We start from the raw sequence: 20,458 nt of genomic DNA, 5'->3' as shown, positions 1-20,458 counted from the left end.
AAAGTTCAACATGGACTTCCCCAATTCATTTACATGTTTCAATTTGTCTTTTTTGAAAATCCACAGGATTAATGGAATAATAATTCCCAGTACTGGAAAAAATAAAAATCCAAGTGCAGAAAGGCTCATGATTATCAAATAGTTTTGATTTTCCTGTATTTTCCAGTCCACGAGATCATCGGGCGAAGTTTCTAAAGCAATCGCTAACTTTTTTAGCGTATCTCCTCTAGGCGTCGTCTCATTGTTTTCAATTCTTTGGATTGTTCTTAAGCTTAAGCCAGATTCTTCTGCCAAAGCTTCTTGGGACATTTCTTTTTTAATTCTTAAGTCTTTTACTCTTTGTCCTAAATTCAAATTGTTCATTTTAATGGGTTTCTCAATTTGAAGTAAATATATATTGGTTTACTCAAATTGGTAGCGTCTTTACTATGTCATTCTTGCGTCATTAGTGTCCGAACCTTGTTTTTCCTATGATTCATCATGTTTTGTATATGATTGGATAGGCTATTGATCCTCTGATTTATGTAAATGTAAACCTACTGTTAATTCGATATGATATGCTTTTGGAAGAGAAAGTTATCCGTCAGTGGGACTAACATTGGTTTTCAAAAAGAGCCTAATCGGTAGTGTTAATTCAACTCCTGAATCACTTCCCTTAAGGCTTTATAAATTATGGGAGCTGTTTCCGGACCCAGGGAATTGCTTTCCCCATAAGTGGCCCTTTCGTCATTATAGAGATAGGGTTTCTTTACGTCCCACTGGCTTTTTGGAATAATATATCCAATCTCGTCATTGGAGAGTCCTAGGTAAAATTGGTAGGGGGTCTTAATAAAATCTTTTAAAGGGGGAATTTCTTGAGGTTGAATATCAAAATCCCTACCTGCCGGCGCTTCAATGCCTCCATATACAATCTCCGGATATATTTCCCCGGGTATACTTAGCCAGAGGCTGGGACCTATTCTTATGGCCCCAACTTCGGTTCTAGTTTTAAAGTATTTAGGCATCCCCATATCTATAAGGCCAATAGCGCTGGCAAGTTTAAAGGTGTTATTCTCCACAGGAACTGACAGGGTCTTTGCCCTTATTGATAGATAGCTCTCCGTTATGGTGTCTCCCTTTTGTTTTAGTGCCGCTAAGGAGAGGAGGGCTATTTGATCTCCCAATGCCTTTGTCTTTTTAAAGGTGGGTTCCAAATATTCTTCCCCAGTATAGGGATCAGGAATAGGTAGGGAAGGGTGCGGCGCCATGAGTCCGCCTAGGGCACCCGAGAAGTATATGGCCAATCCGCCCAGACCTTCCTCCATTAATTGACCCTTATGATACACCCCATTCTCTAAGGCTTCTCTTATAAAATGGGGGAAATCTGAGCTTATCAAGAGGTTCTGGGACCAAAGTGTTTCTGGATGGTTGGCCCAATTTATCAGGGTGCCCATGGTGGTATCGTTTTCGGCATCTAACACTTGCATTAAGTGAATTCCCGTGGCCTTTACAATGGGTTTTCTAGTGTCCTTCATAAACTTTCCATCGGCCCCGGAAAGGTCTTCCGCAAATACCAACTTGGCCCTGCGAAGTTTGCCCACTGCTTCGGTGATGGCAGCCACGGTCTGGGTTTTAACGTATTCCAACATTTCAGGATTTACCCCGGATTTGAAAATGTTTTCTCCCCAAATCCCAATTAGGTCGTTGCTTTCATGGGTATGGGTAGATGCAATTAAGGTGTAGTCTATTCCTAATTCCTTGGGAAGACGCTTTCGAATATCCACCACATCGCCGTGTAAAAAGCCTATGGCATCCAAGGAAACTAGGGCAATTCTTGTATTGTTATCCTCAATAACTAGTACCCTAGACCAAACGTCGTCATGGATCCCTTGTGCGGGTTTGGCATTGCTCATACCTGCTATCCAATAGGCATCAAATTTTCCATTATTATTGTTGTCATTATAGGTGTCCCCCTCCTTCTTATGGTATTTGTTATTGCCATTGGCATCGTTCCATGTATCTACAATTGTAGGGGTTATGGGTCTTTTTGCAAATCCTGCCTTAAGGCGTTGGGGGGTGCTGTTTGCTATTTTTATATCTATGGAATAATCCGGGTGACGGTCCCGCCAATTATAAAGCGAAATAGAAGCTGCAATAACTAGGAGTAGAAGTAGTGCTATCCCCAAAGATTTCAATATTCTTTTCAAAACCTTCATGATACTGCGGTTTTATAATTTGGAATGGATAAGGGTATTGGCCATGTTAAAATTGACTTCCATTAGATAGTCTCCCATGCTGGGACCGTACCATCCCATGAGGCCCGATTCGTAGGAATCGTAATAGTAGTATTTTGCCGGTGTGATATACCCTAAATACTGTCCGTTAAAACTGCTCAATACCATGTGATGACCGGCTACTTCCATAGCATTTATAAGATCTAAACCGTATTCCCCGCTTAATTCGTAGGGTAGCGTAATCCAAACAAGGTGGTTTAATTGTAGTCCCTGCAGGGGGATAGTCGCTATGTTGGGCATTAATTTTCTCCCTAGAAAGGGGGCTAATCGCAAGCGATCCGTAATCTTAAAGAATTGTAGTTTCGGAATTTCCAGTTCTGTGCTGATAGCGGATAGGTGCACCTGAGGATCGTATTCCAATCTACGGAGGACTACTTGTGCGGAATCGGCCAGGGTTTCCCCAATAAATCTTGCTTTCTCAAACTTTTCACCTTCCCCTTTGTTAGAGTGGCTACCTACGGTACCAGCAAAGAAAAGCGCCAGATCTGTTCCTTTCGCTTCCAAATGCCGCTGAAAATACCCGGGATAATCCCCGCTAAAAGCATCGTTAATGGGACTTATCACCGTGGCATGGGCGGCATAGATCCCAATAGTTGCCTTTTTTCCAGTGTCCTGTATAAAGGATAGCACCTCTAACCTATCATTTACTCGCCCCGGTTCCCCGATGATCCTATTTCTCACTAAATTGGGAACCTTAATGTAGCCCGATGAGAATTTGCTGGGCTCCTTGTCTGCAAGAGCCTTTTTTATGAGTAATACCAATTTATCACTCAACCAGCTTACCATTTCTGGGTTGTATTCTCCTCCAAAACTTTCCCCAACGTAACTGGGAAGGCAGTTCCCTATGCTGGAATGCGTATGCGTTGCCCCAAAAAATAATTGATCCCGAGTAATTACATTCTTTAATTTTTCCGAAACTGCCATAACTATGGGCTCTGGCATAAGGAGTAGGTCGGCACTGATTAACACCACCTCTTTCTGTCCCACCTCTAAAGCAATGGCCTTTGCATAAATAGAGTCGTGCACCCCCTTGGCAATTTTTCCGTCCCCATATCCGGCCAGTTTTATTTCGCTGAATATACCTTGTTTCGGATTGGGGTTTCCCTCCACTATTGTGGGGGTAATATTCACTTTGGCAAATCCGGCAAAAAGGGGGCCTTGGGCATCGGTCCTGTTCTTTGCCGCCAATTCTAGCTTACCAATGGTGTTCTGGTAATAGGTTGTTTCAAAATAGGGCGTGGAATCTACGGTAGTAGTGGCGAAATAGAAACTCAGCCCCAGTAATAACAGTAGGCCCACCAATAGTTTTAGCAATACCTTTCCCCATTTTCTCATCAAGCGTTATTTCAGTTTACTGGGATCTAATTTTATATACTTTACCGTCTTCCTGTTCCAGGTATACACAATATGAACCATACCATCTTCGGCTTGTATCATGGTAGGGTAGGAGTACTCTTCGCCTTCCTTATCGGTGTTTTTGCGTAGTGGTTCCAAATCCAGTACCCGGTCCCAGTGCTTACCATCGGTAGATAGGGCTAAACTTAAAGGAACCCGGTCTCCCCAGTTTTTTCCAGTGGGGTTGTACACTATCAATTGACGACCATCCTGTAGGCTTACCCCATCTATGCCCGAGTTTGGATTGGGTAATTCCGTGGCCGTCATTTTGTCCCAAGTCTTACCGTAGTCCTCAGACCAGTTTTGGGAAACAACACTATTTTTAGTGCGACTCAATAATTGTAGTTTTCCATCACCGTAATTTAATACTGTGGGTTGTATGGCTCCAAACTCTTCCCCATCATTCAAGGATTCCGTACGGTTCCAAGTTTTGCCGCCATCACTACTATGTTCCAAATGTATCTGCCATCCATCGGTATCACTTTCCGTACTGGAAGGGGATATTATAGTTCCATTGGCCAGTTGTATAGGCTGATTTTTAATAGGTCCCAACACGCCATCTGGGAGTTTAACGGGGGCAGACCATGTTTGTCCATTGTCCGTTGAGGTCATATAGAGTCCCCACCAAGATTTTGGGTCTGGACCAACCTTGTAAAACAGCATCAAGGGTTGTCCTTTAGGCTTAAACAAAACCGGATTCCAGCAAGGAAATCTTGAGCCATCGGGTTGCACCCCGTTGGCCACTTCTACGGGAGAAGACCAAGATTGGCCTGTTTTTCGCGATACCCAAATCCCAACATCGTCGTTTTTTTCCTTGGTGCCTCCAAACCAAGAGGCAACCACAGTACCATTGCTTATCGCTACGGTAGAGGCGTGGCATTCTGGAGTAAGTGCCTTCTCTAATTCGTAAACAAACTCCTGCTCCACAATAGTAGGATGCTCCAAGGGAATAACTTGCGGTAATTTTTCCATTTTTTCTTTACAAGATACAAGGAGTAGGGTAGAAAAAAAGAATAGGGATCCTAAAAAAGAGGGCTTTTTAAATTGAAGGAAGCTCACAAAAGCGTGGTAATTTTTTTGAGTCATTTTCGTAAAGGTTAGGTTTGTTTATCCAAACTTGGTTGGTCTTTTACCCCAAGAGGTTTTCTTAAGAATATAATAACCGTAGCGGTTACAAACATTAGTAGTCCGTAGATAGCCGGGACTATGGAGTATTCGGCATTATTCAGTGCTATGGTGGCGAGCGTTATCGCTAGGGTTCCGTTTTGTATCCCAGTCTCTATGGAGATACTAATCGCCTGCGGCCGTGATAATTTAAAGGCCAATGCAAAAAGAAAGCCTAGGGTCATGGTGCTGATATTTAGTAGAATGGCGGGTAGGCCCGCTTCTTTTAAGTAGCTCATAAAAACGTCTTTAATACTTAAGGTGACGCCAACAACTACCAATATAAAAATAATGGCCGATGCAATTTTTACGGGTTTTTCCATCTTTTGGGCGAAGGAGGGAAACTTTCCCTTTACCCACATGCCAATTCCTACGGGGATAATTACGATGACCAATAACTGCAATACCATGGTAAACGCATCTACGGAAACCGCTACACTTTGGTTGGCAAATTCCACTAAAGCAAATTGAACAATAAGCGGGATGGTAAGTATGGTGAGCATGCTAGAAACCGCCGTTAGGGACACCGATAGGGCTAGGTCTCCTTTGGCTAAATAAGACAACATATTGGAAGTGGGGCCGCCTGGACAAGCCGCCAATAACATTACGCCAATGGCTGTAGTAGGGGACAGATTTAAATAGAGGGTGATGAGGTAGCCTAGCAAAGGCAATAATATAATTTGGCAGCAGAGCCCTATAATCATTGCCTTGGGATATACCAATACTCTTTTAAAATCTGAAAGACTTAGGGATAGTCCCATCCCAAACATGATAATAATAAGTGAAATGGCGAGAATAATTCCAGAAGTAGTATTCATAACTAATTGTTACAATCTTAATTATTGATTATTATTTTCATGATGGCATAACATCCACTTTTCCAAATAAACCTTTTTAAAGGTAGAATTGCTTCGTAAATATTGTGCGAAATGCATCAAATATTGACTGCCTTTTAGTCGTGCTATAGGCTTTACTTCAATTTACATCAGGGTCTAGGATAGTCGATATATGGCAATACAATTCCCCTTAAGCTTATGGTCTATCTCAATACTATAGCTCTTTAAACCGTTTCATTATTTCCTTCCAGTTCGTGAAAATCACCTCTTCTTCTTCCAGGAAATTTATGAGGTCTGGGTCTCCAAACATTTTGGCCTCCCACACCCTTTCTTGCCAGGAATTGGTAATACCCTTTAGATTTTCCGTTTCCACCGAAGGATGAAAGATAATTTCTGTAAGGCCAGGTTTCAAGCCCGATATCAGCGCCTTAAAGTTTTCCACTTTTTCTTGGTAAGACTTGGCCTTAGGTGCACTGGTGAAAAAGTCTAGTTTAGGAAGGCTGTAGTCTGCAATCATTTCCACAACAACCTCGTCTAAAGGATAGCCTTGCTCCCTAAAGATGGCTAATACCTCTGGGTTAGAGATATCAATTATATTGGCTGGTATGCCATATTCCTCTGCCACCTTAATAAAGACTTTCACATAACTGGGATCTGCATATAGGGTACCCATGTGGGTGTCTATATGATCTGGGGTATGTCCCCAAGACAAGGATTGTTCTATTTGAGCGCGAATCTCTTTTTCCACTTCCTCAGCGGTCGCATGTTGAACTACTTGGGCTACGCTACGCCATAATTTGGAATGGGGATCCAATAAGCCTGGGACTGCTTCGGGATTGGTAATAGGACCCCAACGGTGCTCCTTCCATTCGCTGGTAAGGGTAAGGTGCAGCCCAATATCCATTTCTGGGTTTTCTATAGCCCAGTTTATAAACTCCTCGGCATTAGGACAGGGGACCATTACTGCGGCCGATTGTATTTGGCCACTGTTTAGTTGAGCTTTAGCTGCAATATTGGCTTCTGGGCACATACCAATATCATCGGCATGTAGCATTATGACTTTCTTTCCTGCTGGCCAACCTAATTTTTCTGCCCAATTTTTGTTGGTTTCCAACTGTTGTTCCTCGGTCTCCAAGGTTTCGGAGACTGCTTGTTTGGTGTTTTTCTTTTCTCCGCATCCCAGTAAAAATGCCCAAAAGAATAGGGGTAGTAGTACCCTAGGTAAACGTAAGTTTTTCATAATACAGGTTGGTTGGTTTTAATTGTTGTTGATTGGTTTTTTATCCCTTAAAGAGGCCATTTATTAACGCGGTCCAGGTATCTATGGCTGGCGTACTAAATCCTATAGAACTTCATTGGTATCCGCTACATACATCCTAGTACTTTTGGTATATAAATCCCCGTGGAGATCTTTATACTCTAAATCCATATAAAACGCCTTATATCCTTTCTCAGGAAATTGGATAAGGTGATAAATATTCTTAGGATCCGTTATATCAATTTTTAAAGGCGTCCATTCCTCATCCCTAAAATCCCGATCGTCGGAATCTGCAGACCATAAATAAGCGTTGTGTAAATTTTCTGTTGCAGTGCTTACAGTTAAGGTTGCCGATTCTTTGCTGGAGGTAATATTATAGGATAATTGGGTTAGCGGTTTATCGTTCAATAGCTTTCCCCAGAAAGCACTTAATGCCCTAAAAGCTTGTGCCCCGCCCCCTAAATCATGGCCCGCATTGGGAACATAATGAAGGTAGTTTTCACCAGGAATATCATTGATGTAATTTTTAACCGCATCTACAGGCCAATATTCGTCATTGGTGCCTATAAAGATCAATTTGGGCATGCTCAGTTGATCTTTGTAGGAATAGGGATCTACCATTTGAGTAATGGCATTACCATCCTCGGAACGTACAGTTTGGGGAATCTCCAATTGTATATAATCGTTAATCTGTTCACTGTACTCCTTCCAAACCACCAGGTGATAATCTAGGCTAACGGGCATATTAAGCACATCTATAACCATGGGCGCTATAGCCTGTACCCGCTTGTCATGTGCGCCTGTTAACCAGGTGGTCCATCCTCTTTTGGAAGCACCGGAAACGATAAATCTGTTAATGTCCCGTTCTAACTCTGCCTTACTAAATTCCTGCACGGCATCCATAGCGCTTACGGCACTCTTTACCATAGGGAATAGTAGTGGCCAAGTAAGATCTTTGTCCTTTTTGTAGTTGTGCAGGGTGAAAGAGATTAGTTGATCTTCTACCAAGCCATCGTATAAGGGCTGATTGGGAACTTGTTTTAAGATGGCAACCATTGCATTATTCTCTTCTGCGATCTTTTTAAAGTTTTTTGTCCTGCTATCCTCCTTGTTAGAAGACCACTTGGGGAGTCCGTCCTTAACGCTTCCTCCGGTAACGAATAATAATGCCCCATCATGGTCTACCTTTGATGGTACCAATAAAGTGAGCTGATGGGTCCAAATAAAATCGCGCCATTTTTGGGATGTGAGTAATAGCTCATATACGGAAGATTCCCCTAACTGGTAGCTGTCACGTAACTCCCAGGAATAATGGGAGTCGTTATTGTGTAAATAGCTTTTTAATGCAGTTTCCGGAGTTATAGGATCATTTATTACCTTGTTTTCTGCCAGATTTTTTGGATGGTCTTTGCAGGCCATGATGAGGGCCATAAAGAGCAATAAAAGAAGGTGTTTTTTCATGGTGGTATTTATAAGTTATGTGTTTTTCCTACGCTATCTATTTGGTATTGGAATGCCGTGATAGCTGCCTTACAGCACGCCATAGAATAAGCTGAAATTTTCTAGTACTGCCCTGTGGTTGCTAAACCCAGCCAGTTAATTTTTGCAAGCGTTCTTATTAAGCTGCATCGTTTGTATTATGCTATTCCTTAACAATATAGGCCTAAAAAGTGATATCTTGAAATAAGGTTTCACAATTAGAATATTGCCCTTTTTGGTAAAATTATATTTAAATATTTAAATCGAGGGTTAATATTTAATGCACAATTAATAAAATAGCTGAATTATACCGAAAAAATTAAGTATATATTTGAGGATAACCTATTTAAGGGATTGTTTTTTGGGGATTTGATATGTGGGGCTTAAAGGGCTCCAAGCGTAGGACTAAATATAAACCAACCAAATATTTAATTAAAAGGCCGACCTATGAAATGAGCACTATCGAAAACTGTTCGCAACTACGAATTAAGATCTGCGCATTACATACGTCCGTTAAAAAACAATAAATATCTACCTATGAAAAAAAAATACACACGAGTATTAATTGGAATGCTCTCTTCCCTTATGCTGACGTTGTTTTCTTGTAGCTCGGACGATTCGGATAGGGAAAGTTTACCGCTTACCGCAGATATCTTTCACAGTGTTAAGGGGAAAAAGGTAGCATTTCAGGGCTTGACCAACAGTGCTGTTTCTTGGATGTGGGATTTTGGAGATGGCAATACCAGTACCGATAAAAATCCCGTACATACCTATGCCTCGGGAGGATACTACTCCGCTACCCTAACTGCTACCGGTGCCGATGGAAGTACGGTAAACAAGGAAATTCGTTTGGCGGTGGATTTAACCCCCTATATTTTGCTTACGGGCGGACCAACGGCCGAGAATGGGAAGACCTGGAAATTGGCAAGTAGCCATTCAGATTCGGACTATTTTGCCAATGCAGACGCTACCTTGTCACCATTTCCTGGAGCGCCAAAACCATTGCCAGCAGGAATAATGGGAGCCGGATTGGGGCTTGGAGAAGTATATGAGGACGAATATACATTTCATTTTGACGGTAGTTACGGCCATGATGTAAAAGCCGATGGGGCTGCCTTTAGTGGTCTGGTTTATCAATTTGTTACTACGGGTGGAGCGGGTATTGTAAATCCTAGTTCTAACCAAAGTTTTGGATTGTGTACCGGAGCCTATACACCAGATGAGACGGCTACTTTTACCTATGTGGAGAAAGAGGACTTCACCGTTTCTTCCGTTTATGGCCCGGAGGGTACTATAACCTTTAATGGGGTAAGCACCCTAGACTTTTCAGGAACCGAGTTTTTGGGCTTTATGGATTTTCAACGGAAGGTAATCGTTCAGGAAATTAAGGATACTTCAATGCGAGTAGTCATGTTCATGGCGGCTTCCACGGATGCCATTGGGGTAAACACCCATGCACTAGTGCTCACCTTCGAAGTCGTGAATTAATCTTCCTAGACCATTTTGGAAGATCAGAAATAATTAACCAACCACAAAGCAATTTTATGAACATGCGTCTAAATTATATTAAACCGATAGTTAAACAAATGGGGGGGCTGCTGCTGCTGTTGTGTACAGCCTTGCTAACCGCACAGTCCGGACAACATACCGTATCGGGAACTGTTACCTCTTTGGATGACGGAATGCCCTTGCCAGGGGTAACCATATTAGTGAAAGGGACTACCCAAGGGGAAACCACCAATTTTGATGGCAACTACCAAATTAATTTGGCCAATGCAAATGGCACCTTGGTTTTTTCCTACCTTGGTTTTCAAACCACCGAGGTTGCGGTAAATGGAAGGACTACCATCAATGTTCCATTGGCAACCAGTACGGAGGCCTTGGATGAGGTGGTGGTAACGGCCCTAGGGATAAAAAGATCTGAAAAATCCTTGGGATATTCCGTAGAAAATGTAGCAGGAGAAGAACTAACCCGTGTGGCCCAAGAGAATGTTTTAAACTCCTTGTCTGGAAAAGTGGCCGGGGTAACGTTAAATGCTACAGGGGGTACCGGATCCTCTGTGAGTATGGTAATCCGGGGAGCTATTTCCTTAAGCTCGGACAATCAGCCGCTCTTTGTGATAGATGGGGTGCCCATAGCCAACTCGGTTAATAATGTAGGTGGTTTTGGGAGCGATAACCGGGTAGATTACGGAAATGCCATTTCGGATTTAGACCCAGAGAGTATAGAGGATGTAAGTATCCTAAAAGGTCCCAGTGCAGCTGCGCTGTACGGTTCTAGAGCAGGGAACGGCGTGGTTTTGATTACTACCAAGAAGGCACGGGATATGGAAAAGATGAAGGTTTCCTTTACCTCCAGTACCGTTTTTGATGTTCCTTATAGGTATTTAAAACAGCAAACGCGATTTGCATCGGGGTATTTTTCCTTCTCGCCAGAATCTCAGGGAGGAAGCTATATAATGCCCGAAATCTCCCTGTCTGGAGGAAATTCTGGCCCGGAATTGGACAAGGGGTATTTTGCCATCCAATGGGATTCTCCCACAGATGCCAATGGAGTGCGTATTCCAACTCCCTTAAGATCCTATCCCAACAACGTAAAGAATTTTGTGCAGACAGGTATTACTACCTCTAACAGCCTTACGGTAACCAATAGCTCCGAGGTTATTAATTATAGATTGGGGGTTACCAATATGGAGAATACAGGACTTATTCCCAATTCGGACGTCAACAGAAACAGCTTTTCCCTTTCTGCATCTTCCAATTTAAACAATAAGCTCCTTATAAGTACCAATGTAAATGTGGTGCATAGCTTTTCAGATAATAGGCCAGCCTCCAACAGAGGGGCCAATCCCTTACAATGGGCGTATAATATGCCGGCCAATCTAGATTTAATGAGCCTAAAGGATTATGACCTGCCAGGTACGGATGTGCTGAGTATTTCTGAGGACTACAACAACCCTTATTTTTTGGCACATGAGGTAAACAATAGCAATTCCCGGTATCGGATTTTTGGGAATATGGCGCTAGACTGGCAAATAAGTCCAGAGTTCAATATCAGGACAAGTTATAACCTCAATAGCTTTAATCAAACCCAGGAAACTAAAATGTCGCCTGGTTATAGTAGGGAATCCAACAATGGAACCTATGGTATTGCCAAATCGGACGGGGTAGAGACCAATGTGGATTTGCTGGCTACCTACGCCAAGGATTTTGATGCTTTTGATATTCGTATTTCCGGAGGTGGAAATCTAATGTACCAAAAAAGCAGCGGCATTAGCAATTCGGCCGCATCTAGAGTAGGTCTTATCGTACCCGATCTGTTTACGGTAAAAAATATTGCCCCTTCTGCTTTGGTCTATTCCAGTTTTTTAAGTGAGCGTGGCATCAATAGTGTATACGGACTGGCAAATATAGGCTATGAAGATATGTTATACTTAGATGTAACCGCAAGAAACGATTGGTCTAGTACCCTGCCGGTGAATAATAGGTCTTATTTTTACCCATCCGCATCCCTGAGTTTTTTATTAAGTGAATTGATCGAAATTCCCAAGGTAGATCTTCTTAAGTTAAGAGGAGGCTGGGCTAGGGTTGGTAACGATACCAGTCCGTACCAATTGGGCGCCTATTATAACAACGCAGGACAGTGGGACAATGCGGTTTTGTACAGCGCCTCTGGCGGACTAAGTACGCCTAGCTTAGAGCCAGAGGAGGCTACCTCCAAGGAATTTGGAGTAGACCTCTCCCTATTTGATAATAGAGTGCGATTTAATGGTACGTATTACACGGTGGAAAATAAAAACCAAATTGTACCCAGTGTTCCCATTCCGGGTTCCTCGGGTTATAGCAGTGTTAGTATAAATGCTGGGGTGCTAGAAAGTAAGGGGTACGAACTCTCCTTGGGTATTACTCCAATAAAGACAGCCAATATAAACTGGGATGTTAACCTAAACTTTACTACGAATGAGTCTAAAATTATAGCGCTAGCAGAGGGGATAGATTATATCGAATTCTGGAGTGATAACAAAAGTGTATCTAGGGGGTATGTAGCCAATCCCGCCACTGGGGAAGATGGTTTGGTAGGTAATTTATATTCCCCAAAGATTAAAAGGGTTACCGATCCCAATTCTCCCTATTTAGGATATCCCATGCTGGGAACAGGGGAAGATGCAGAATGGTTGCCAGAAGAAGAGCGGGTAAAAGTGGGGAATTATAATCCAGATTTTATAATGGGCTTGCAAAGTAGTTTTTCCTATAAAAACTTTAGCTTAAACCTGACGGTAGATTGGCGTTCTGGAGGCCAATATATGTCCCAAACCTCTAGATATATGACCGAGGATGGCTATAGTCAGCAATTATTGGATAATTTAATTAATCCAGGAATCTCTTCCACTGGGCAAGAATTAAAGGATTGGGTGTTAGACAATGCCGATCTACTGATCTTCGGAGAGAATTTTATTTCTATTGGAGGTCCTCCCGGAGAGGGCGGATTCCCAGAGGCTTTAGGAGGTAGTGTCGTATACGATGGAGTCTTTAATGCCGGGGTGGTAGGTTACCACGATGAGAATGGCAATTTTATCTTAGAACGTGAGAACCTCGGATTGGAAGGTACCAGTTTCATCCCCTTTTCCGTAGCCAATGCATGGGATTTTGGAACCCCACATATGTTCGATGCAGATTTTATCAAACTAAGGGAAATTTCCCTAGGCTATGATCTGCCCAAAAGATTTTTGGACAAGACAGGACTATATGCTGTGAATATCTCCCTGTATAGTAGAAACATCATGTTATGGACCAAGGATTCCGCCTTTGGTATAGATCCAGAAAGAGCGTATCAGGCAGAATCCGGGAAAGATAAAAGAGGAACTCAATTTAAGCAAGGGATAGAACGCTATAACGTAGACCCTTGGGTAATCCCTGTTGGATTTAAGGTCGGTTTCACATTCTAATCAATAAAACAATGATCACCATGTATCAGATAAAAAATAAAATAGTTGTATTGTTTATAGGGCTTGCCCTCTTGGTGTCCTGTCATGGATTGGAGGAGCTGAATGAGAATCCCAACCAGGCAAGTTCAGAGACCGTAGAGCCTAATTTATTGGTGCCTACCGTTATTTCCAGCGCCGCTAAAAATACCTTAAACCTTGGATTTGGCGATCTAGCAGGGGTAGTGCAACACACCCAAAAAGATGGATGGTCTGGTGGGCATAACGCCTATGACTGGGGGAATGATTCCCATAGTTGGAACGGATTTTATAGTGCCCTTACCAATAATAAGACCTTAATCCAGAAGGCGGAAGATGAAAACTTGGAATTTCACCTAGGAGTGGGATTGGTAATGAGAGCTTATTTATTTGGAATGATAACCGACCTGTGGGGAGATGCACCCTATTCCGAAGCTCTTAAAGGGGATCAAGGAAGTGAATATTTTAAATCGCCCTTCGATCCGCAAAAGGATATTTATGTCGGAATCTTGGCAGATCTGGCCAAGGCCAATACCTTACTATCCAAGAATCAGAGTGCCTATTTCGGAATTCAACCCGCCCAAGATATTCTTTATGCAGGCAATGTAGCTAAGTGGAGAAAATTCGCCAACTCCTTGGCACTTAGGTACTATATGCGACTCTCCGCAAAGGAGCCTGGCCTAGCAGAAGAAGGGATTAAGAGAATTACTTCCAATCCGCAGCAATACCCGCTGATAAAGACCGCTTCGGATGATGCCGCAATGGCATATGTAGGTAATACCGGTAACGACTCATGGCCCACCAATACTAAGTTTGATTCTGATACCCAAGGGGCTTATTTTAGGATAAAAATGGCGGAAACCTTAGTGGAAGTTTTAAAATCCTTGGATGACCCAAGACTAGGGGTCTGGGCCAATAAAGTAGGAATACCTCTTGTATTGGATGAAGGAGCCCCAGAGGGTACGGATTATATGTTGGATGGGGAACGACATGTTTCCCAAGACATTGTAGATGCTTACGAGGAAGTGGTTGGGGTACCCGTAAATTATGCCAAAGACTATATAGGATTACCAACGGCTATGACCTTGGGACCGGCCTTTAATTTAAAAGAAGAGTTTAAACAGGGATCCTATAATCCCCATGTGTCCCAACTAAATGATATTTATAAAGAAGCCAGTGGCCCACTTTTAAAGGCGCGGATGCTTTCGGCTGCCGAAGTAAATTTTATTTTGGCCGAAGCAGCCCTACAAGGGTGGATTTCTGGGAGTGCGCAGCATTATTATGAGGAAGGGATTAAGCAATCTTTTGAAACCTGGGGGGTATCCTCGGAATATTCAGATTATATTTCGGGGGCGCCTTTTAATGGCCTGGAGGATATAATAGAGCAGAAGTGGATTGCCAGCTGGACTGCTGCCGCAGAAGCCTGGTTCGATTATAGGAGGACTGGTTTACCCAAGCTGCAGACGGGGGAAGCTTCCAAGCGCGCTGCGCTTCCATTACGGTTTTATTATCACATAAACGAGACGGATACCAATGCAGAGAATGCAGATGCTGCAATCGGTAGGTTAGAGGCCACCCAGTTTAAGGGAGAAGATACCAGTAATAATAGTGCCTGGTCTAAAATTTGGCTCCTGCAAGGAACTGGAAAACCATATTGATCAAAGTGTTTGTTAAACATAATAGGGGAGGTCTAAGAAGACGATTGGTTCTTTTTAGACGTTCTCTTTTTTAATGTATGGATCGCAGTAAGGTCCTTAATATCAAATTTTCATGAAGAAATTGAATGAAGCTTTCCAAAATACACCCCGAGCAATCCTAAGTCTTTTATGCTGCCTTGTAGTTCCATTTTTCATTTTTGGCCAAAAGCAAAAATTACAGGAAAAATTTATCTTCCCATTCCAAAGTCAGCATGTACACGCCAGTTCCATAGTAGCACTTCCCAATGGGGATTTGTTGTCTTGCTGGTTTCAAGGTTCCGGGGAACGCAAGGCCAATGATGTACAAATCATGGGCTCCCGTTTACAAAAAGGACACGCAGCATGGAGCGCGCCTTTTGTTATGGCAGATACTCCTGGTCAGCCCGATTGTAACCCCGTACTTTTTGTGGATGGGGATGGCAAGCTATTCTTGTTCTGGATCGTCGTGCAGGCCAATAGATGGGAACGTTCTATCTTAAAATATAAAACCGCTGTCGACTACCTGAAATCGGGAGCCCCAAATTGGGATTGGCAGGAGGTTATCCTGTTAAAACCCGATGAGAAATTTGAAAATACCATAGAAACGCAATTTAAGGCCATGCCTCCCCGAGGCCTCACTTGGGCAGAATACGCGCCCAATTATGAAACTATGATCTTGGAGGCCGCCAAGGATAAAACCAAAAAGGAGACGGGATGGATGACTCGGATACATCCCACCGTATTGCCATCAGGGAGAATTTTGCTCCCTCTCTATTCGGACGGTTACAACTTATCCTTGATTGCGATATCGGATGACCAAGGAACCACATGGCAACCTAGTCTGCCCATTGTGGGCTATGGCAATATTCAGCCAAGTATTGTGCGAAAAAAAGATGGTAGCCTTGTAGCGTATATGCGCGATAATGGGGATGCCCCCGGACGCATATTGGAAAGTACCTCTAAGGATGATGGCTATACGTGGACCCCTGCCTCTAAATCCAATATTCCTAATCCCGGTACCAGTATGGAAACCTTGGTCCTTGCTAATGGGAATTGGATAATGGTTTACAACGACCTAGAATCGGGGAGGTCTAGCCTAGCCGTAAGCCTATCGGAGGATGAAGGGAAAACTTGGAAGTGGACCCGAAATCTGGAGGTACATGAAAATGGATCCTTTTCCTATCCGTCTATGATTCAAACCAAGGACGGTTTTATCCATATTACCTATTCCTATCATATAGCGGGAAATAAAACCATAAAACATGTGGCGTTTCCATCAGAATGGGTAAAGGGAAAAACGGAGGGGAAATAAGGGAAGTGGAAATTAGTTTAAAAATAGCATAAGAGTAACCATCAAAAAGTTTAGATCATGAAGAAAATTTGTTTTTTATCCTGTTTGTTTATCACTGTCATTGGGTTGGCACAGGAGAACCGAAAAATAGCCTTCGGCCCCTATATTCAGCAAATGGGAACCAAAGATGCCACTATCTGTTGGTCTACCAAGGTAAGCGAACCCACCATAACCGATCCAGAGGGAAATGTAAAAACCATAACAGAATATAAACACCATAAGATCCATTTGGGCCGATTAAAGCCCAATACGGAATATAGCTATGATGTGCTAAACGATGGAACGGACGAGGGCAAAGGCACCCTAACAACCTATCCAGACGAGATGGTTCCCTTTAATTTTGCAGTCACCGGAGATTCTAGAAGTAGGCACGATGTTCATGCCAAGGTGGTGGCCAAAATAATGGAAACCAATCCGAGGTTCATAGTGAATTCTGGGGATCTGGTATCCAACGGGCGATCTATTGAAGATTGGGAAGCCTTTTTTGAGGTAAATAAGGAGTTAATGAGGAATACCCCCTATTACCCAGTGCTGGGAAATCACGAGAAAGACTCCCCCTACTACTACGATCTTTTTGATCTTCCCAATAATGAGAAGTATTACTACTTTACCGTAGGGGATGCCTTGATGATAGTTTTGGACAGTGAGGGCAAGGAAATTTCCCAACCTACATTCGTTTCCGATGAACACAGTGAAGCCTTTTGGAAAGAAGCATTCTCCGATTATTTTGTGGAGCAAAAGAAGTGGTTAGAGAAAGTGCTAGACCTCAATAGGGAAGCGGGATTTGTATTTATATTTCAACACAAACCCCTTTTTAGCGTTATGAAAAATAGGAAGGCCGAAGCCGAGAAGACTCGAGAATTCTGGGGAGATATTTTCGAGAGACACAAGGTGCAGGTCTTCTTTAACGGACATGATCACCACTATCACCGAGCGTTTAAAAACGGGGTGCATTACATTACTTCTGCAGGAGCAGGAGCGCCATTGTACGACGTGGATTTTGAACTTCCAGAAACCGAGAAATTTAGTAAGGTAGAACACTTTGTAAATGTGCAGGTTCAAAAGGATAAAGCCGTGCTTTTGGTGACAGATATAGACGGGAACGAAATAGAGACCGTAGAAGTGAAGAGACGGATGGTGATGGAACCATAGATAGTGCTATACCAAAACTAAAAACGAAATATAAATTAGCTAATATGAAATCATCTACCTGGAGGATCCCGATGCTTATTGTAGCCATGGCCTTGGCAACCGCTTGGGCTATTCGCGGACAGTTTGGGCACGAACAGGGGGCCGCATGGGCCGGGGCTATAGGAGGTATTGCTTTGGTCTTGGTCTCCCAACGCCAGGATTGGTATCGGAAAATGATGGTGGTTGCCCTGGCCTCTGCCGTTGGCTGGGGCGTAGGCGGGATGATCAGCTATGGGATGATAGTAGGCTATGGAAAAGCGGACAATTTTATCAATGCCTTTTATGGCCTAGGGATGTTGTTCCTGATAGGAGGCCTCTTTGGGCTACTGGGGGGTGGCTTGGTAGGACTTAGTTTAGATTCCACTCGGGAAAATAGGGTGAAATGGGGCGCCTTAATGGCAGAGATGGCAGCAGGCGGACTCATAGGGTATTATTTATTGATTGTACAGATAGGAATAAGAATGACCCCTCCAAGGTCCGAGGCATGGGCGGTTTGTCTTGGAGCTGGCTTAGCCATGTTATGGCATATGGCTAGGGAAAAAAGAAATTCGCCCATCAGGGTGGCATGCTTCTCCATGTTAGGAGGGGGTATAGGTTTCGGATTCGGTAATTTTCTGCAGATCCTAGGGATAACCGCAGCGCTATCCTTTAATATGTGGAATGTGATGGAATATAGCATCGGATTTTTTGGAGGTCTAGGAATGGCCTATGGGGTCTTTAGCTCTCCTTGGCCTAAAGATATACCAGGGCCAAAGAAGTGGGAGAACTGGAGTTCATTTGGAATACTTGCCCTTTTTCTACCATTGATTGTTTATAGGGAGTCCCTTAGTTATCACCACCTAACTAGGCGATTACGGGATTTGCCAAATGTAGAGGAGCTGGCAACTACTAGTACCTGGGTGGCTGCACTGGTGCTTCTTTTAATGATATTTTTATTGGGTAGGCAATTAATAAAGGAGGAGATAGGCCATAAACAGGTATTCCGGACGTTTTTTATTTTATTGATTCCGTATGCGGGAGTTAGCTTTTTGGTAAAAGGGCTTTTAGGTGGGGTGGTAGAAGTCACTCACTACTTATACCTCCTTAATATTTTGATGCTGTTTCTACTACTAGGCCTTAAGCAACCATCTATTCAATTTGGAAAACTAAAAGTTATGCCAATGGATAGGTGGATTTACTATTTGCTGGGAGGTTTAAGTTTTATGGCGCTTTTGGCATTTATAGCTATTCATGTACATGGTGATTTGGGAGGACATAATAGATTTCCATTAAACTAAGGATATGACGACTACAAAGGAAAGTAATGGCTTTTATTTTATGATTCTTGTGGTGTTTATTGCCATTGGATATGCCGTTCTAAGATATCACCTATTGGGGGAGGTTCCCTGGAAAGATTTTCCAATTTTTATTTTAAACAAAGGTGTATCGCTGGCTGGGATAACCCTTTTGTCATTATGTGTTTCCCTTGGCCCCTTATCTCGCATGGGAATCTCCATATTAGCTACAAGATCTGCCAAGAAACTGATGGGCATTTCAGGGCTACTCCTGACCATTGCGCATGTTTTGCTGAGTATGGTAATTTTAAATCCGCGCTATTTTGAGCTGTTTTTTGTGGAGGATGGAAGCTTATCGGCACGGGGATCCCTTAGTTTGATGGCTGGGGTGGTTAGCTTAATAATGCTGGGGGTATACCATCAATGTTTTAAAAATGGGGTGGTGGGAAAGGAAAAATTGGTTAAGTTTTTAACCTCCAATAAATTTGTTCTAGGACTACTACTGCTGTTAGGGGCTCATCTTTTTTTTGTGGGCTATCACAATTGGTTGGTTCCCGCCAATTGGATAGGCGGACTACCACCCATTACGTTGGTTTCCTTTGTAATGGTATTTTTGGCCATGGGAATTAGTCTTCTTGGGCGCTGAAAATTCTACGCCGCTAGAGAAAGCTAAAAGTTAGGATACTATCTAAATGTCTTCCGATATTCACTAGGGGTCTTCCCCATAATGAATTTAAAGTAGTGGTTAAAATTGGCGAGATTGTTATACCCGCTTTCAAAACAAATTTGAGTAATCTGTTTGTCCGTTTCTGCCAGTAATTTAGCGGCTATGCCCACCCTCACGCTCTTTACATACTCCATAAAGGTTTGGCCTGTCTTCTTCTTAAAATACCTGCAGAAGCTGCTGGGCGCCATGTTTAGTACGGCAGAGGCCGACTCTAACTTTACCCCTTCCTGGATGTTTTGGAAAACATACTCATAAACCTTGTTTATCTTATCAAGGTTTTTGGAGAAAACGGCGGAGTTGTTAATGGGATTTGATAGGTTTTCCCTTTCCTCTACTTGGATGAGGTAATGAAATACCCTTAATAGTTGAATGTAATACTCCAAACCAGTGAGCTGGGTCATCTCCTCCAAAATAGCCGGTATATGGGTGTCATTTCCCAGTTTAAATCGTAGTCCGGTGTTGGATTGTCTTAGTAGCTCAACCACCTTCTCCAATTCGGGCATTTTAAAAAAATCCGAATTGATGATGTCTTCAGAGAAATGGGTGACAATACAAAAGGGATCTTTACCTTTTTCGGCATCCAAGGCTTCCCAACAATGAGGTAGATTGGGACCTAAAAGTACCAGATCGTCTTTTTCAAAACCGGAGATGTTATCTCCCACAATTCTTCGTCCCGACCCTGATGTGATAAAATTTAATTCGAAATTTCTATGGGAATGAATTCTGGCATTGGATGCCAATGGTAGTTTTCTAGAAATAAATGAATGCTTGGTGGGGACATAAATTTTTTCAAAAATAAACTCCATCTTTATAATATTGACATTATTACACCAATATAATTAATTATTTTAAAATAAAGGTTAAGATATAATG

15 protein-coding genes are annotated in these 20,458 nt (G+C 42.7%); 7 read left to right on the top strand and 8 right to left on the bottom strand.

Annotated elements, in window-relative coordinates:
- The 7 genes from F1E73_RS05775 to F1E73_RS05745 form a co-directional block, all read right to left on the bottom strand.
- Positions 1 to 363: helix-turn-helix domain-containing protein (locus tag F1E73_RS05775; protein ID WP_150451371.1), on the bottom strand; the 363-nt coding region annotated here is incomplete at its 3' end.
- 266 nt (positions 364 to 629) lie between these two features.
- Positions 630 to 2,195, bottom strand: coding sequence for a hypothetical protein (locus F1E73_RS05770; protein ID WP_150451370.1), 1,566 nt, complete (start codon positions 2,193 to 2,195; stop codon positions 630 to 632).
- A gap of 12 nt (positions 2,196 to 2,207) precedes the next feature.
- Positions 2,208 to 3,608, bottom strand: coding sequence for a neutral/alkaline non-lysosomal ceramidase N-terminal domain-containing protein (locus F1E73_RS05765; RefSeq protein WP_150451369.1), 1,401 nt, complete (start codon positions 3,606 to 3,608; stop codon positions 2,208 to 2,210).
- A gap of 6 nt (positions 3,609 to 3,614) precedes the next feature.
- A complete protein-coding gene (locus F1E73_RS05760; RefSeq protein WP_223883369.1) occupies positions 3,615 to 4,754 on the bottom strand; it encodes a sialidase family protein in 1,140 nt (379 codons plus the stop codon).
- Between the two features lie 11 nt (positions 4,755 to 4,765).
- Positions 4,766 to 5,650, bottom strand: coding sequence for a bile acid:sodium symporter family protein (locus F1E73_RS05755; RefSeq protein ID WP_086476114.1), 885 nt, complete (start codon positions 5,648 to 5,650; stop codon positions 4,766 to 4,768).
- 232 nt (positions 5,651 to 5,882) lie between these two features.
- Positions 5,883 to 6,908: a polysaccharide deacetylase family protein gene (locus F1E73_RS05750; protein ID WP_150451368.1), complete on the bottom strand. Its 1,026-nt coding sequence runs from the start codon at positions 6,906 to 6,908 to the stop codon at positions 5,883 to 5,885.
- Positions 6,909 to 7,010: 102 nt separating this feature from the next.
- The gene (locus F1E73_RS05745) at positions 7,011 to 8,387 is read right to left on the bottom strand and encodes a PhoPQ-activated pathogenicity-related family protein (protein ID WP_150451367.1); all 1,377 of its coding nucleotides are present in this window, start codon (positions 8,385 to 8,387) and stop codon (positions 7,011 to 7,013) included.
- A 555-nt stretch (positions 8,388 to 8,942) separates the two neighbouring features.
- Between F1E73_RS05745 and F1E73_RS05740 the strand changes: the two genes are divergently transcribed.
- The 7 genes from F1E73_RS05740 to F1E73_RS05710 all read left to right on the top strand — a co-directional run bounded on the left by F1E73_RS05740 (position 8,943) and on the right by F1E73_RS05710 (position 19,504).
- Positions 8,943 to 9,893, top strand: coding sequence for a PKD domain-containing protein (locus F1E73_RS05740; RefSeq protein ID WP_086476117.1), 951 nt, complete (start codon positions 8,943 to 8,945; stop codon positions 9,891 to 9,893).
- A gap of 56 nt (positions 9,894 to 9,949) precedes the next feature.
- A complete protein-coding gene (locus tag F1E73_RS05735) occupies positions 9,950 to 13,351 on the top strand; it encodes a SusC/RagA family TonB-linked outer membrane protein (protein WP_150451366.1) in 3,402 nt (1,133 codons plus the stop codon).
- A 20-nt stretch (positions 13,352 to 13,371) separates the two neighbouring features.
- Complete coding sequence (locus tag F1E73_RS05730; protein WP_150451365.1) at positions 13,372 to 15,024, top strand: SusD/RagB family nutrient-binding outer membrane lipoprotein; 1,653 nt, start codon at positions 13,372 to 13,374, stop codon at positions 15,022 to 15,024.
- A 112-nt stretch (positions 15,025 to 15,136) separates the two neighbouring features.
- Entirely contained in the window at positions 15,137 to 16,354 is a 1,218-nt protein-coding gene (locus F1E73_RS05725) for a sialidase family protein (protein ID WP_150451364.1), read from the top strand.
- Positions 16,355 to 16,411: 57 nt separating this feature from the next.
- Positions 16,412 to 17,545, top strand: coding sequence for a metallophosphoesterase family protein (locus tag F1E73_RS05720; RefSeq protein ID WP_150451363.1), 1,134 nt, complete (start codon positions 16,412 to 16,414; stop codon positions 17,543 to 17,545).
- 44 nt (positions 17,546 to 17,589) lie between these two features.
- The gene (locus F1E73_RS05715; protein WP_150451362.1) at positions 17,590 to 18,861 is read left to right on the top strand and encodes a hypothetical protein; all 1,272 of its coding nucleotides are present in this window, start codon (positions 17,590 to 17,592) and stop codon (positions 18,859 to 18,861) included.
- 4 nt (positions 18,862 to 18,865) lie between these two features.
- Positions 18,866 to 19,504 carry a hypothetical protein gene (locus F1E73_RS05710; protein ID WP_150451361.1) on the top strand — a complete coding sequence of 213 codons (639 nt, stop codon included), beginning with the start codon at positions 18,866 to 18,868 and terminating at the stop codon, positions 19,502 to 19,504.
- A gap of 38 nt (positions 19,505 to 19,542) precedes the next feature.
- Here the strand turns inward: F1E73_RS05710 and F1E73_RS05705 are convergent, their stop codons facing one another.
- Positions 19,543 to 20,391 carry an AraC family transcriptional regulator gene (locus F1E73_RS05705; protein WP_086476123.1) on the bottom strand — a complete coding sequence of 283 codons (849 nt, stop codon included), beginning with the start codon at positions 20,389 to 20,391 and terminating at the stop codon, positions 19,543 to 19,545.
- Positions 20,392 to 20,458 lie beyond the last annotated feature (67 nt).

The organism is Arenibacter lacus (assembly GCF_008711145.1).
GTDB lineage: Bacteria > Bacteroidota > Bacteroidia > Flavobacteriales > Flavobacteriaceae > Arenibacter > Arenibacter amylolyticus.
Note: the sequence above shows the minus strand (reverse complement) of the source record. Positions and strands in the feature narration are given on the sequence as shown.